This window comes from Bacillus sp. V5-8f (assembly GCF_002863565.1).
Lineage (GTDB): Bacteria > Bacillota > Bacilli > Bacillales > DSM-1321 > Peribacillus.
Window position 1 is genome coordinate 16,509 of record NZ_PGUW01000011.1, and the last position, 15,055, is coordinate 31,563.

The following is a 15,055-nucleotide window of genomic DNA, read 5'->3' on the forward strand; positions in this document are numbered from 1 at the left end:
GTGGAGGAATCATAATGGCGAATGCATATAAACAAGCAGGGGTAGACATTGAGGCAGGCTATGAATCCGTTACCCGGATGAAAAAACACGTTCAGCGGACAATGCGTCCAGAGGTCCTTAGCGGGCTCGGCGGTTTTGGAGGAATGTTTGATTTATCGTCCCTCGGTTTAAAGGAGCCGGTATTGGTTTCAGGTACAGATGGTGTCGGAACAAAGCTTCTTTTAGCTATCATGCTTGATAAGCATGATACAATCGGAATTGACTGTGTGGCGATGTGTGTGAATGATATCGTAGTCCAGGGTGCCGCGCCAATTTATTTCTTGGATTATATCGCCTGCGGCAAGGCCCATCCTGAAAAAATAGAAAGCATTGTAAAAGGTGTAGCTACCGGTTGTGAGCAAGCCGGCGCTGCCTTAATTGGCGGTGAGACAGCTGAAATGCCTGGTATGTATGATTCCGATGAATATGATGTAGCTGGTTTTGCAGTGGGCGCGGTCGAAAAATCAAAGCTTGTCACGGGAAAAGACATTGTTCCGGGCGATATTGTGATTGGCCTCGCTTCAAGCGGAATTCACAGCAATGGCTATTCGCTCGTACGGAAGGTATTGCTCCAAGATTCAGGTATGTCCCTTGGTGAACAGGTTGAGGAGCTTGGTTGTACGCTAGGTGAAGAGTTGCTTAAGCCAACGAAGATTTACGTAAAGCCAATACTTTCAGCCTTGGAAAAATATAACCTAAAAGGAATGGCCCACATTACAGGAGGAGGTTTTATTGAAAACCTTCCGAGAATGATGCCTCAGAATACAGGAATAGAGATTGAACTGGACACATGGGATATCCCATCTATTTTTAGCTTGCTTGAGCAGAAGGGAAATCTTGTCCGTGAAGAGATGTTCAACATTTTCAATATGGGAATCGGTATGGCGATTGTTGTTAGCAAGGAAGACCAGGAAGAGGTACTAAACCACTTTTTAAGCTGTGGTGAAAAAGCAGCTGTGATCGGAAAAGTGACCGCAGAGGAAGGAGTGTCCTTCATCTAATGAAAAAAATCGCTGTTTTTGCTTCAGGAAATGGCAGTAATTTTCAAGCGATTGCGGATGCCGTCAGAGAAGGACGGCTGCATGCTGAAATCTGTCTTGTCGTGAGTGACAAGAAGGATGCCTATGTCCTTGAAAGGGCACAAACAGAACATATTGATACATTCAGCTTTTCACCGAAAGAGTTTAACGGGAAAGAAGATTTTGAAAAAGCCATATTACTCCATCTCCAAGAACGTGGAGTAGAGTTTATTGTTCTGGCTGGGTATATGCGTTTGATCGGGTCCACGCTTCTACGGGAATTTCCAAGCAGGATTGTCAATATCCATCCTTCCTTGCTCCCGGCATTCACAGGAAAGGATGCAATCGGCCAGGCATTTGAGGCAAAGGTGAATATGACTGGAGTTACGGTCCATTATGTAGATGAAGGGATGGACACCGGCCCGATTATTGCACAAGCATCCGTCCCGATTCATCAGTACGATACCAGAGAAGCGCTCCAGCAGCGGATACAGGCGTCAGAGCATATGTTGTATCCGACGGTCCTAGAAGAATTATTTAAAAAAGAGCACATACAAGTGGAGGGATAGAAAGTGTCTAAAAGAGCATTACTTAGTGTTTCCGATAAGACCGGTATTATCGAATTTGCAAAAGGATTGAAGGAAGCCGGTTTTGAAATCATATCTACCGGAGGCACAAAAAAAGCCTTAACAGAAAATGGCATTGAGGTGACCGGAATCAGCGAAGTAACCGGTTTTCCTGAAATCTTGGACGGACGCGTGAAGACTCTTCACCCTAATGTCCATGGGGCGCTTTTAGCCAGGCATGGAGATCCAGAACATCAAAGGCAGCTCCAAGAACACCAAATTACACCTATCCAGCTTGTCTGTGTAAACCTTTATCCGTTTCAGCAAACCATTGCGAAGCCTGAGGTTACACCTGAGGACGCCATTGAAAACATTGACATCGGCGGGCCGACTATGCTCCGTTCCTCCGCAAAAAACCATGAATACGTAACGGTTGTGGTTGATCCTTCTGATTATGATACAGTCCTGAAGGAATTGTTTGAACAAGGAGATGTCCAGCCTTCTACCAAAAGAAAGCTTGCGGCGAAGGTGTTCCGCCACACTGCTTCCTACGATGCTGTCATTTCCGAATATATGACTAAGCTTGCAGAAGAAGAAAATCCGGAAAGCTTGACAGTAACCTTTGAATTAAAACAAACGTTACGCTATGGGGAAAATCCTCACCAAAAAGCTTCATTCTATAAAAAGCCTCTTGGGTCATCATTCTCCATTGCCAATGCAGAACAGCTTCATGGTAAAGAACTTTCTTACAACAATATTAATGATGCCGACGCAGCGATTCAGATTGTAAAGGAATTCACGGAACCGGCAGCTGTTGCCGTTAAGCATATGAATCCGTGCGGAGTTGGGACAGGCCAGACGATCTCCGAAGCATTTAATAAAGCATATGAGGCAGATGAAACGTCTATCTTCGGAGGAATTGTTGCGTTGAACCGGGAAGTGGATAAAGAAACGGCAGAGAAACTGCACGGTATCTTCCTTGAGATTGTCATTGCTCCTGCGTTTACGAAAGAAGCATTTGAAATCCTTTCGGCTAAGAAAAACATTCGGTTATTGACAATCGATTTTGGCGGAAATCAAAAAACAGAGCGCAAATTAACCTCAATTGAGGGTGGTTTGCTTGTACAAGATATGGATACCTATGGATTTGATCAGGCAACTATTACTGTTCCTACTAAGCGTGAGCCTACAGAGAAGGAGTGGGAAGCGTTAAAGCTAGGCTGGAAGGTTGTCAAACATGTGAAATCAAACGCAATTGTAATAGCAAATGACAAAATGACACTTGGTGTAGGAGCAGGCCAGATGAACCGGGTCGGAGCTGCAAAAATTGCCCTGGAACAGGCTGGCGAGAAGGCTAAGGGAAGCGCCCTGGCTTCTGATGCGTTCTTCCCGATGGACGATACAGTCGAGGCTGCGGCAAAAGCAGGGATTACCACCATCATTCAGCCAGGCGGCTCTGTACGTGATGAGGACTCTATCAAAAAAGCAGATGAATACGGCATAGCTATGGTATTTACCGGTGTTCGCCACTTTAAGCATTAATATTTGGGAGACTTATATGTTGGGAAACCGGGTAAATAAAAGGAAATGTAAGAGTTCTTCTAAATCGGGATGAGGTGGAATCATGAATGTGTTAGTCGTTGGCCGGGGAGGCAGGGAGCATGCCATTGCCCGAAAGCTTGCAGAAAGCAATCGTGTTGAAAGAGTCTATGCAGCTCCCGGTAATCCGGGAATGGAGGATGTCGCTGAGATTGTAGACATCCAGGAAAGCAATCAAGAGGGACTGGTCGCATTTGCAAAAGAAAAGGATATCTCCCTTACCTTTATAGGGGCCGAGGTCCCGCTGTTAAATGGGTTGGCTGATGATTTTAAAAAGGCTGGGTTACGGGTTTTTGGACCAGAAAAGGCGGCGGCCGCTATTGAAGGCAGCAAATCCTTTGCAAAGGATTTAATGAAGAAATATGGGATTCCTACGGCAGCTTCCGAAACATTTACAGACTTCGAACAAGCGAAGGCATATGTGGAAGAACAGGGAGTGCCAATCGTCATTAAAGCCGATGGGCTAGCTGCGGGAAAAGGGGTAGTGGTAGCACAAACGATGGAAGATGCCTTAGAAGCCCTGCATGAAATGCTGATAGAGGCCAAATTTGGTGAAGCCTCGGCAAAAGTCGTTATAGAAGAGTTTTTGGATGGTGAAGAATTTTCTTTTATGGCTTTTGTTAACGGGGAAAAGGTATATCCAATGGTTATCGCTCAGGACCACAAGCGCGTTTTTGATGGGGATAAGGGTCCGAATACGGGGGGGATGGGCGCTTATTCTCCGGTTCCGCAAATCCCTGATGTCATTGTGGAAAAAGCGCTCGAAACAATCCTAAAACCGGCGGCAGCTGCACTTCTCGCTGAAGGCAGGCGTTTTACCGGAGTTTTATATGCAGGATTGATTGCCACACAGAACGGAACGAAGGTAATTGAGTTCAATGCCCGGTTTGGAGATCCGGAAACCCAGGTAGTACTGCCTCGTCTGAAAAGTGATTTTGTGGATGTCCTTGAGGCTGTACTGGAAGGCAAAGATTTTGAAATAAAGTGGGATGATCAACCCGTCCTAGGAGTGGTACTTGCAGCGGAAGGATATCCGGGAGAATATAAAAAGGGAACTCCGATTCACGGGTTGGAAGAACTTAGCCCTGAATTACATGTATATCATGCAGGCACCGTAAAGAACAGCGATGGCGAGTATGTCACAAACGGCGGCCGCGTTTTGTTATTGGCAGCACGAGGAACAGACCTACTAGCAGCGCAAGCGAATGTGTATAAAGAATTGAAGCACATTGGACAGGAAGGGTTGTTTTGGAGAAAAGATATTGGGCATAAAGCCATTCAATTTGATTTTTCGTGAAAATAACTGGGAAATGTATGAAGGCCGATGTCCAAATATGAGATACGTCCAGTGTAATATGAAACCGAATGTAACTATTCAATTCTAAAAATGGGAAACGCTTGGATCCAATAGATCCAAGCGTTTTTCCACCCTGTTATTATTCCTGCGGGCGCGCTCTAAATTGTTCGCGCTGGCGGGGTCTTTGACCACCGCGTTCATTCTCCTGGTTACTTCCACTCTGGCCGCCAACATAGTTCCCGTTCTGTTCCTGGCTTTTTTCATAAAGGGCTGTTAACGGACAATAACGGAGGATGCCCTCTCCAACTTTCATAGCACCCATAAGTGCTAGCAGAATGTAAGAATCCCTCCATGGCTTTTTCACAAGTTTAGCCGTTGACCATGACAATATTGTAAACCCGAAGGTAATCCTGATTAACGCATTTACTATTCCAATATTTTGTTTGGCTTTCATTTTTTTACTCCTTCATAAAGATTTAACAGAAAATTTAATAACTTTACTGTGTTAAAGTCAGGAAATATGATACTATAGAGAAAAACTAATCTACTTTCCAATTTTTTGGTTAAGTAAAGCGCTTACACTTTGTTCGATTAATGATTGGATGCTTTGTTCATAAGTCGGATCATTTGCTTCATGACTGCGTTTTTTGCTCAATGATTCGGACTTGATTTATGGGTAAACTTGTTGATTTGGAGGAATGTTCATGCTTGAACAACGATACAGATGGAAAAATAAGCATTTGCGTGAGCATATAGATGTTTTGGATGGCAAAAGGGCGCCATACATATTACTGAAAGATGCTGTGTATTTAAATCAGGTTCTAAGAAAATGGATGACAGCGAATATATGGATTTATGATGACCGGATTGTGTATGTTGGGGATAAGCTTCCTGAAAATCTTACGGATTGTGAAATAGTCGATTGTAAGGATCAGTTTTTGGTACCTGGTTACATTGAACCCCATTCGCATCCTTTCCAATTATATAATCCCCTTACGCTCTCCCGTTATGCATCTAATTTTGGGACTACCACATTGATCAATGATAATCTGGTGCTTTTTTTACAATTAGAAAAAAAGAAAGCGTTTTCTTTACTAGGGGAACTACGGAATATTCCAGCTACCATGTATTGGTGGTGCCGGTTTGATTCTCAGTCGGAAATTCAAAATGAGGAATTAATTTTTTCTCACGGTGAAGTGAAATCATGGCTTGAACATGATGCGGTCCTCCAGGGCGGAGAGCTAACAGGTTGGCCTAGACTATTGGCGGGGGATGACATGCTGCTTCACTGGATCCAGGAAGCAAAGCGGATGAGAAAACAAATTGAGGGGCATTTTCCAGGAGCCTCGGAAAAAACATTAGCAAAAATGACGCTATTCGGTGTTGATGCGGATCATGAAGCAATGACTGGTAAAGAGGTGATGAACCGCTTGATGCAGGGGTATACGGTGTCGCTGCGCCAATCTTCAATCCGGCCGGACCTGCCAAAGCTTCTCGATGAGATTCAGGAGCTAGGGATAGAGCATTTCGATAAGTTTCTTTTTACCACGGACGGCTCCCCTCCTGCTTTTTATGAAGAAGGCATGATCGACAGAATGATCAAAATGGCAATCGATAAGGGGATCCCTGTAATTGATGCTTATAATATGGCCACGATAAATGTAGCCCGGTATTACAACTTAGAATATCTTCATGGCAATATAGCAACAGGCAGGGTAGCCAATATTAACTTTTTGGAGGATGTAAAGAATCCGACACCTGTTTCTGTGCTGGCCAAAGGGAAATGGGTGAAGCGGGACGGTGTTGAAAGTACGGAATACGCGGAAATCAATTGGGACGCATATGGACTAGAGCCGTTGAAGCTTGATTTTGATATTGGACACGGGGATCTTGAGTTTTCCATGCCGTTTGGGATCGAAATGGTCAATGATGTCATTACGAAGCCATATTCCATTTCTTCCGATGTATCCTACGAAGAATTATCGTTTGACCATGATGAGTGTTTCTTTATGATGGTTGACGCAGCGGGAAAGTGGAGGGTCAACACAATCATAAAGGGCTTTGCGAATCAACTATGCGGCTTTGCAAGCTCCTATTCCAGTACAGGAGACATCATTCTTATCGGCAAGCGCAGAGAGGATATTATCGCAGCATTCAGAAGAATGAAGGAGATAGGCGGCGGCATTGTTATGACTGAATATGAAAATACTATATTTGAACTCCCGCTAACAATGAAAGGTATTATGACAAATGAGCCAATCAAGCAATTAATTGGGAAGGAAAAAGAGCTGAAGAGCCTTCTGCAGGAAAGAGGCTATCCTTTTTCGGATCCGGTATACAGTTTATTGTTCTTTTCATCTACCCATTTACCGTATATTCGTGTGACACCACAAGGAATGTATGATGTAATGAACAAAACTGTACTCTTTCCCACTATAATGCGTTAAAATATAAAAGAAAAACTAAAAAGAGAATTAAAAGGGGAAGCCTTTTTATAGGCTGAGAATGTAAATCATGAAACACAGCGTGATTACACTTATTTTAACAGCCAGTTTGCTGGCAGGAGGCTGCGGCAAAGAGGAATCAAAGCCGAATAATCCAGAGCCCGCCCAACCTACGCAAACTGCAAGGAAAGTAGTGGAGCAAGAAACGTTTTCTGATACATACCCATTTACAGGAATTGGCACAAATGACAGTCAGGGCAGGGCAATTGCCGTAATGGTGAATAATCATCCAAAAGCCCGTCCTCAATCTGGTCTGTCAAAAGCGGATATTGTTTATGAAATGCTTGCTGAATCTGAAGTCACAAGGTTTTTGGCTGTCTACCAGAGCGAAAAGCCGGAAAAAGTAGGTCCTGTCCGAAGTGCAAGGAAGTATTATATTGATTTGGCAAAAGGCCTCGGTGCCCTATATATTGCACATGGTTACAGTCCGGAAGCAAAGGTTATGCTGAGACAGGGATATGTAGACAATCTAAATGGCATTGCTTTTGATGGAACGCTATTTAAAAGGGAAACTTTCCGGAAAGCTCCCCATAACTCTTATATTTCTTTTGAAAACATTGAAAAGGGTGCGGCTAGTCAATCATACGATCTCGGCCTTCCACCGAAACCCATGATGTTTTTAACTGAAGAGCAGATGGAAGACTTGCAGGGAAGCCCGGCTTTCACCGCTAACATCCGGTATGGTTCAGATATTTTTAATGTGCAATACAAGTACGATCAAAAGTTGGCAAAATATCAACGCTTTTCAAATGGGGAACAAACTGTGGAATATGGGGACCAGACCCCGATATTGCTTGATAATATTTTTATCATTGAAGCACAGCACCGCGTGATTGACAATAGCGGAAGGCGCGAAATCGATATAAAAACGGGGGGAAAAGGCTATCTGCTTCAAAAAGGTAAACTAAATGAAGTAGAGTGGCAAAACAGAGATGGCGTTATCATCCCAGTGAAAAACGGTGTGGAGGTTGGATTAGCCCCGGGTAGAACCTGGGTAAATTTCGTGCCCTCCCAACCGGGGATTTCACAATCCGTTACAATCGAGACAAACTGAAAAAAGAGGAGAAATGCTATGCAAATTGATAAACTTCGAGGGAAAGAGCTTGACCAGCTTTTTCAGGCGATTTTGTCTTTACAAGATTTAGAGGAGTGCTACCGCTTTTTTGATGACTTGTGTACAGTGAATGAAATTCAATCACTGGCGCAGCGGCTGGAAGTTGCCCGCATGCTTCAAGAAGGGAAAACCTATCATAAAATCGAAACTGAAACTGGCGCCAGCACGGCAACCATTTCAAGGGTGAAAAGGTGCTTGAATTACGGGAACGATGCTTATACAATGGCTCTTGAAAGAATTAAAATAGATGAATAACAATGTGTATTTCCTGCTGTGGCTTTGATAGTCCCAGCTTTTTTGTTTTCCTGAAAAGATGTGAACAGAATAGGAGAGAGCCGATGACTGACTCTATTTTCTCTTTTTCTATTCGATTTCTGAAATGCTATAATGGTGTAATGGAAAGAGTGAATGGAGGATTATCATGTACGATTTTCATGAGTGGAGGCACGCTTTCAAGCTTGACCCCAATAAAGACATAACGGATTCAGCACTTGAAGCGGTTTGTGAGTCAGGAACAGATGCTATTATTATTGGCGGTTCGGACGGGATTACATTGGAAAATGTGCTCGACTTGATGGCACGAGTCCGCAGATACTCGGTTCCGTGTGTATTGGAAGTAACCTCGGTTGAAACAGTCTCACCGGGCTTTGATCTATATTTCATCCCGACGGTACTGAACAGCGCCGATCCGGATTGGATGATGAGGCTGCATCATCAGGCGGTAAAACAATACGGGGAAATCATGAATTGGGATGAAATTGTTGTAGAGGGTTATTGCATTTTGAATCCGGATTGCAAGGCTGCCAGACTTACTAAGGCAAATTTGGATTTGGATACAGATGATGTTATGGCATATGCAATGATGGCCGAAAAAATGTTCCACCTGCCGATTTTTTATATGGAATATAGCGGGACGTACGGTGATACCCGCATGGTAAAAACCGCAAAGAACAACTTATCCGAAACAGTACTCTTTTATGGCGGTGGTATCAAAACAGTGGAGCAGGCAAAAGAAATGGCTGAGATTGCTGATGTAATCGTGGTGGGAAATGCTGTATATGATGATTTGGCTATGGCTTTGAAAACCGTTTCAGCTGTAAAATAAAATTTTGGGATCCATTTAATCAATCGTTTGATTAAACAACAGAATTGATTATATTAGGAAGCTGTAAGAATTAATCAATCGTTTGATTAAACAACAGAATTGATTATATTAGGAAGCTGTAAGAATTAATCAATCATTTGATTAAATTAGAAATGATGCATATATAAAGTAGTAAAAAGTTACGTATTCCTATGAATAAATATAGTATAATAGAAACAAATGTTCGGAAAAGGCGGTGTTTTCATGCAGTATTTATCTGAGAAATTAGTAAACGGATTAAATGAGCAACAGCAAAAGGCAGTGAAAGCAACGGAAGGGCCGCTTTTAATCATGGCGGGGGCAGGAAGTGGAAAAACACGTGTGCTTACTCATCGCATTGCTTACTTAATGGTAGAAAAACAGATGGCACCCTGGAATATCCTTGCGATCACATTTACAAATAAAGCAGCGCGCGAAATGAAGGAAAGGATTCGAAGCCTACTTGGAGGAGCATCAGAAGAGATTTGGATTTCCACGTTCCATTCTATGTGCGTCCGGATATTGCGCCGGGATATCGACCGGATTGGTTATAGCCGCAATTTTTCGATACTTGATACAACCGACCAGCAATCGGTCATTAAGCAGATTCTAAAAGACAAAAATATGGACCCGAAAAAGTTTGATTACCGTGCTATTTTAGGTACCATATCAAGTGCGAAAAACGAGCTGATGACTGCGGAAGATTATGCGAAAACGGCTGGGGGCTTTTATGACCAGACTGTGGCCGAGGTTTATACGGAATATCAGAAACGGCTCCGGAAAAACCAAGCGCTTGATTTTGATGATCTGATCATGACAACGATCCAGTTGTTTCAAAGGGTCCCTGAAGTATTAGAGTACTATCAGCGCAAGTTCCAGTATATTCATGTGGATGAGTATCAGGATACCAACCGTGCCCAATATATGCTTGTGAAACAGCTCGCATCCCGGTTCAAGAACCTATGCGTTGTAGGCGATTCCGACCAGTCGATATACCGCTGGAGGGGCGCGGACATAGCCAATATCCTTTCTTTTGAGAAGGATTATCCAAACGCCACGGTCATCTTCCTTGAGCAAAACTACCGCTCCACAAAACGGATTCTGAAGGCAGCGAACGAAGTAATTGCCAACAACAGCAACCGGAAGCCGAAAAACCTTTGGACCGAGAACATGGAAGGCAACAAGATTAATTATTTGCGGGCAGACAATGAACAGGGAGAAGCCCAGTTTGTTGCAGGAAAGATAAATGAATTAACAAGGAGCGGCTCCCGCAAGTTCTCCGATGTTGCAATCCTGTATAGAACGAATGCCCAATCCCGTGTAATGGAAGAAGTACTCCTCAAGTCAAATATCCAATACAGCATCGTCGGAGGCATCAAGTTCTATGATAGGAAAGAAATTAAAGACATCCTTGCTTATCTTCGTTTGATCGCAAACCCTGATGATGACATTTCATTGCGGAGAGTCATTAACGTACCAAAACGGGGAGTTGGTTCAACATCACTTGATAAGATTGCTGATTACGCCTTAATGAACGATTTGTCCATGTTCCAGGCGCTGCAGGAAATCGAACAGGTTGGATTAAGCCCGAAGATTTTGAAAGCGGTCAGGGAATTTCGCGACTTAATCCATGGGTATACCCAGATGCAGGAATATCTATCGGTTACGGAGCTTGTTGAAGAAGTTCTCGGGAAATCAGGATACCGCCAGATGCTAGAAGCGGAAAAAACGCTTGAATCACAGAGCAGATTAGAAAATATTGATGAATTTCTATCTGTCACAAAGAGTTTTGAAGAGAAAAATGAAGATAAGTCGCTAGTCGCCTTCTTGACTGATCTTGCCTTGGTCGCGGATATCGACCAGCTTGACGAAACAGAAGAAGCGCAGGATACCGTCACATTGATGACACTTCATTCGGCAAAGGGACTCGAGTTCCCGATTGTCTTTTTGCTTGGCCTTGAAGAGGGGGTTTTCCCTCACAGCCGTTCACTAATGGATGAAGAGGAAATGGAAGAGGAACGACGCCTTGCGTATGTAGGGATCACTCGTGCGGAATCTGAACTTTACCTTACAAATGCCCAAATGCGTACGTTGTTCGGACGGACGAATATGAACCCGGTATCCCGTTTTATTACGGAAATCCCGGAAGACCTTCTTGAAGACCTCTTGCCTAAGAAAAAAACGCCTTCCTTTATGACACCATCAAGACCAGCCGGATCCGCCCAACGTTCTGCTTCATTTGGCCGTGCAGGTGCTGCTCCTGCTTCAACTGGAGGAGAAGAGATTGGCTGGCGCGTAGGTGACAAAGCCTCTCACAAAAAGTGGGGAATCGGAACAGTGGTCAGCGTAAAGGGTGAAGGTGAAGGAAAAGAATTGGATATTGCGTTTCCTAGCCCTACAGGTATCAAGCGGCTGCTCGCGAAATTTGCGCCGATTCAAAAGGTGTAGTACCAACTACAGGAAAGGATTAGACTTATGGACGTAAAAACGGCTGAAAAGCATGTAAAAGAATTGCAAAATCTCTTAAATCAATACAGCTATGAATATTACGTATTGGACAAGCCGTCCGTACCAGATGCTGAGTATGACAAGCTTCTGAGGGAGCTAATTGAATATGAGGAGCAATTTCCTGAGCTCCGATCCCCTGATTCTCCTACTCAAAGGGTAGGAGGCGCAGTCTTGGAAATGTTCGAAAAAGTAGAGCACCGTAGTCCGATGCTTAGTCTGGGGAATGCTTTCAATGAAGCAGATCTCCGTGATTTTGACAGGAGGGTGTGCCAGGCAGTTAGCGGTGATGTTTCCTATGTGTGTGAATTAAAAATTGACGGCCTTGCGGTAACACTAAGGTATGAAGATGGTTTCTTTGTTCAGGGGGCTACCCGCGGCGACGGAACAATCGGGGAAGACATCACGGAAAATTTAAAAACCATAAAGTCGATTCCATTAAGAATAAAAGAACCTATTTCCATCGAGGTACGCGGTGAAGCTTTTATGCCGAAAAGATCATTTGAAGCGCTGAATAGGGGAAAAGAGGAACGCGGTGAAGAGCCATTCGCCAATCCCCGGAATGCGGCAGCAGGTTCCTTGCGCCAGCTCGATCCGAAACTGGCGGCAAAAAGAAACCTGGATATTTTTCTGTACGCAATTGCGGATGTTGGGGAAACCGGGGTTATGTCCCACAATGAAGGACTGGACTTGTTGGACCGCATTGGGTTTAAAACAAACAAAGAACGAAAAAAATGCGCCAATATAGATGAAGTGATAGCATATGTGGAGGGGTGGGTAGAAAGGCGCCCAACTCTAGCGTATGATATTGACGGTATTGTTGTAAAGGTTGACTCCCTCGAGCAACAAAAGCAGCTGGGAACTACGGCAAAGAGTCCACGTTGGGCCATTGCATATAAGTTTCCTGCTGAAGAAGTCATTACTACATTGCGTGCAATTGAATTAAGCGTGGGCCGTACAGGTGTCGTGACTCCTACCGCCATTTTGGAACCGGTAAGGGTTGCGGGTACGACAGTCGGACGGGCTTCCCTCCACAATGAAGATTTAATCAGGGAAAAAGATATCAAAATAGGCGATCAGGTTGTCGTGAAAAAAGCAGGAGATATCATCCCGGAAGTGGTTAATGTGTTAGCCGAAAGACGGACAGGGGAAGAAGAGGAGTTCCATATGCCTACTCATTGTCCTGAATGCGGAAGCGATTTGGTCAGGCTGGAGGAAGAGGTGGCGCTCCGCTGCATTAATCCAAAATGCCCGGCGCAAATCCGTGAAGGGCTCATTCATTTTGTGTCCCGAAATGCAATGAACATTGAAGGCCTGGGCGAGAAAGTAATCAGCCAACTATTCAGTGAACACTTGATCAAGGATGTTGCCGATATTTATAAACTGACTTATGAGCAGTTAATTGGCCTCGAGCGCATGGGTGAAAAGTCAGTAAAAAACTTATTGCAGGCAATTGAAGCTTCTAAGTCCAACTCGTTGGAAAAACTGCTCTTTGGGCTAGGTATTCGCCATGTAGGTGCGAAGGCAGCCAAAACGCTGGCCCAAGAGTTCGAAACAATGGACAAATTAAGCAGTGCAACTTTTGAAGATCTTACAGCCATCAATGAAATTGGGGAAAAGATGGCGCACTCGGTAGTGACTTTTTTCGAAAGTGAAGAAGTAGGAGAATTGATCAGTGAGCTAAAGGCAGCGGGTGTAAATATGGGCTATAAAGGAGCAAGGCCCGTCAGTGAGCAAGATTCCGATTCATTTTTTGCTGGAAAAACAGTTGTTCTTACTGGTAAATTGGAGCAGTTGACACGCAATGAAGCCAAGGAAAAGCTTGAAGAATTAGGAGCTAATGTTACGGGCAGTGTATCCAAAAAAACAGACCTTGTCATTGCTGGAGAAGATGCAGGGTCAAAGCTCGCCAAAGCGCAAGATCTTGGCATCGAAGTATGGGATGAGGAGAGACTGGTCAGAGAATTAAAAAAATAAGAGGTGTAAGGCATGAAAAAAATCTCCTTGGTCGGACTAATGCTTGCGATGCTTCTTGGCGGGTGTGCCCCGCAATTTGAGAAGCAGCAAGAAGTGGTCCAGGAATCGGATAATTCAAAGGAGAAAGTCATCATTCCGAAGTATAATATATCGGATAAATATTACCGGACAATCCCGCAGTTTGAACCTTCGAAAGCACGTGGGCTCGTCGTTTCCAATTTAAACACGCGATATGATATTGAAGAGTTTGAAACCGGGCTTATGAGAATGGCCCAAACACAATTTGACCAGGACCATTATTTGTACCAGGAAGGCCAGTACTTAAACAAACGGACGGTTCAGCTGTGGCTCAACCGCAAATTCACACCGGAACAGCTAAAAGAAGAGGGCCTGTCACCGAAAGATAATATCGGCCTTAATCCGATGGATCCCGGAAAGGGCGATATCGATAAAAGGAATCAAGAGAACCCGATTTATTTAGCACACATTCTGGAACAAAATTACCTGATCAGAAATCAGAATGACAAACTGGAGCTTGGAGGAGTTGTCATCGGGCTTGCGCTAAACTCCGTCCACTACTATCAAAAAGAAGAATACGGCGCCACCTATAGTTCCAAAGTAAAGAACATGGAACAGGAGGGAAAGAAGATCGCCCAGGAAGTGCTAAAGAGATTGAGGAAAATGGACAAATTACATTCAGTGCCAATCACGATCGCACTTTTTGAGCAAAAAGAAAATTCTTCTGTCGTACCAGGGAATTTCATTTCCTATACGAATGTGGGCGAAGGAAGCAATGAGATTGGCAGATGGAAAGATATTAATGAAAAATATTATTTATTCCCTGCGGATGAGAAAACAAAAAATAAATTCCGCGCAGATGTAAATGCCTTTGAAAGCTTCAAACAGGATGTAGAGAAATATTTCCCTAACTTCAATGGTGTGATTGGGCGTGCTTTCTACGTGGATGATCAGCTGCAAGAGCTGGATATTAATATTCCGATACAATTCTATGGGAAATCAGAAGCGATAGGTTTTACCCAATATGTAACAGGTAAGGTGATGCAGCACTTCCAGGATTACATTTCGGTACAGGTATCGATTACTTCTGTGAATGGACAGGAAGCACTTATTGTTCGTAAATCTGGCGAAAAGGAACCATTTGTGCATATTTATAACTAATGACTGCCCGCTGGTAAAGCGGGTATTTTTATTTTTAAAATAATAACGATTTAATTTTTTGTAATATATTTATAAGTTTGAATACTCAGATTTTATCGGGTAAAATGGTAATGGGAGCACTCTATGTTATACA

12 protein-coding genes are annotated in these 15,055 nt (G+C 43.7%); 11 read left to right on the top strand and 1 reads right to left on the bottom strand.

Annotation, left to right across the window (positions count from 1 at the left end; translation table 11 throughout):
* The first annotated feature begins 14 nt into the window (after positions 1-14).
* The 4 genes from purM (at position 15) to purD (ending at position 4,520) form a co-directional block, all read left to right on the top strand.
* Entirely contained in the window at positions 15-1,040 is a 1,026-nt protein-coding gene (purM, locus tag CUU64_RS13370) for a phosphoribosylformylglycinamidine cyclo-ligase (RefSeq protein ID WP_101634121.1), read from the top strand.
* Positions 1,040-1,627 carry a phosphoribosylglycinamide formyltransferase gene (gene purN / locus CUU64_RS13375; protein ID WP_101634122.1) on the top strand — a complete coding sequence of 196 codons (588 nt, stop codon included), beginning with the start codon at positions 1,040-1,042 and terminating at the stop codon, positions 1,625-1,627. The genes purM and purN overlap by 1 nt, the downstream gene beginning before the upstream one ends.
* 3 nt (positions 1,628-1,630) lie before the next feature.
* On the top strand, positions 1,631-3,166 hold the full coding sequence (gene purH, locus CUU64_RS13380) for a bifunctional phosphoribosylaminoimidazolecarboxamide formyltransferase/IMP cyclohydrolase (protein WP_101634123.1): 1,536 nt from the start codon (positions 1,631-1,633) through the stop codon (positions 3,164-3,166).
* Between the two features lie 82 nt (positions 3,167-3,248).
* A complete protein-coding gene (gene purD, locus CUU64_RS13385; protein WP_101634124.1) occupies positions 3,249-4,520 on the top strand; it encodes a phosphoribosylamine--glycine ligase in 1,272 nt (423 codons plus the stop codon).
* 139 nt (positions 4,521-4,659) lie between these two features.
* Here purD and CUU64_RS13390 read toward each other — a convergent pair whose 3' ends face one another.
* Positions 4,660-4,974: a YgaP family membrane protein gene (locus CUU64_RS13390; protein ID WP_101634125.1), complete on the bottom strand. Its 315-nt coding sequence runs from the start codon at positions 4,972-4,974 to the stop codon at positions 4,660-4,662.
* 250 nt (positions 4,975-5,224) lie between these two features.
* Here CUU64_RS13390 and CUU64_RS13395 point away from each other — a divergent pair, with 250 nt between their 5' ends.
* The 7 genes from CUU64_RS13395 (at position 5,225) to CUU64_RS13425 (ending at position 14,922) form a co-directional block, all read left to right on the top strand.
* The gene (locus tag CUU64_RS13395) at positions 5,225-6,967 is read left to right on the top strand and encodes an adenine deaminase C-terminal domain-containing protein (RefSeq protein ID WP_101634126.1); all 1,743 of its coding nucleotides are present in this window, start codon (positions 5,225-5,227) and stop codon (positions 6,965-6,967) included.
* 67 nt (positions 6,968-7,034) lie between these two features.
* Positions 7,035-8,078 carry a DUF3048 domain-containing protein gene (locus CUU64_RS13400; protein ID WP_101634127.1) on the top strand — a complete coding sequence of 348 codons (1,044 nt, stop codon included), beginning with the start codon at positions 7,035-7,037 and terminating at the stop codon, positions 8,076-8,078.
* An 18-nt stretch (positions 8,079-8,096) separates the two neighbouring features.
* The gene (locus CUU64_RS13405; protein ID WP_101634128.1) at positions 8,097-8,393 is read left to right on the top strand and encodes a YerC/YecD family TrpR-related protein; all 297 of its coding nucleotides are present in this window, start codon (positions 8,097-8,099) and stop codon (positions 8,391-8,393) included.
* A gap of 166 nt (positions 8,394-8,559) precedes the next feature.
* A complete protein-coding gene (gene pcrB / locus CUU64_RS13410; protein WP_101634129.1) occupies positions 8,560-9,243 on the top strand; it encodes a heptaprenylglyceryl phosphate synthase in 684 nt (227 codons plus the stop codon).
* 243 nt (positions 9,244-9,486) lie between these two features.
* Positions 9,487-11,709 carry a DNA helicase PcrA gene (gene pcrA, locus CUU64_RS13415; protein WP_101634130.1) on the top strand — a complete coding sequence of 741 codons (2,223 nt, stop codon included), beginning with the start codon at positions 9,487-9,489 and terminating at the stop codon, positions 11,707-11,709.
* A 27-nt stretch (positions 11,710-11,736) separates the two neighbouring features.
* Positions 11,737-13,743 carry an NAD-dependent DNA ligase LigA gene (gene ligA / locus CUU64_RS13420; protein ID WP_101634131.1) on the top strand — a complete coding sequence of 669 codons (2,007 nt, stop codon included), beginning with the start codon at positions 11,737-11,739 and terminating at the stop codon, positions 13,741-13,743.
* 12 nt (positions 13,744-13,755) lie between these two features.
* Positions 13,756-14,922, top strand: a complete 1,167-nt coding sequence (locus CUU64_RS13425; RefSeq protein WP_101634132.1) for a CamS family sex pheromone protein — start codon at positions 13,756-13,758, stop codon at positions 14,920-14,922.
* Positions 14,923-15,055: the final 133 nt, after the last annotated feature.

Excerpts from the sequence above, each read along its gene's own strand:
- purM (WP_101634121.1), top strand. The coding sequence starts at position 15 with ATGGCGAATGCATATAAACAAGCAGGGGTAGACATTGAGGCAGGCTAT.
- purN (WP_101634122.1), top strand. The coding sequence starts at position 1,040 with ATGAAAAAAATCGCTGTTTTTGCTTCAGGAAATGGCAGTAATTTTCAA.
- purD (WP_101634124.1), top strand. The coding sequence starts at position 3,249 with ATGAATGTGTTAGTCGTTGGCCGGGGAGGCAGGGAGCATGCCATTGCC.
- CUU64_RS13390 (WP_101634125.1), bottom strand. The coding sequence starts at position 4,974 with ATGAAAGCCAAACAAAATATTGGAATAGTAAATGCGTTAATCAGGATT.
- CUU64_RS13395 (WP_101634126.1), top strand. The coding sequence starts at position 5,225 with ATGCTTGAACAACGATACAGATGGAAAAATAAGCATTTGCGTGAGCAT.
- CUU64_RS13400 (WP_101634127.1), top strand. The coding sequence starts at position 7,035 with ATGAAACACAGCGTGATTACACTTATTTTAACAGCCAGTTTGCTGGCA.
- CUU64_RS13405 (WP_101634128.1), top strand. The coding sequence starts at position 8,097 with ATGCAAATTGATAAACTTCGAGGGAAAGAGCTTGACCAGCTTTTTCAG.
- pcrB (WP_101634129.1), top strand. The coding sequence starts at position 8,560 with ATGTACGATTTTCATGAGTGGAGGCACGCTTTCAAGCTTGACCCCAAT.
- pcrA (WP_101634130.1), top strand. The coding sequence starts at position 9,487 with ATGCAGTATTTATCTGAGAAATTAGTAAACGGATTAAATGAGCAACAG.
- ligA (WP_101634131.1), top strand. The coding sequence starts at position 11,737 with ATGGACGTAAAAACGGCTGAAAAGCATGTAAAAGAATTGCAAAATCTC.
- CUU64_RS13425 (WP_101634132.1), top strand. The coding sequence starts at position 13,756 with ATGAAAAAAATCTCCTTGGTCGGACTAATGCTTGCGATGCTTCTTGGC.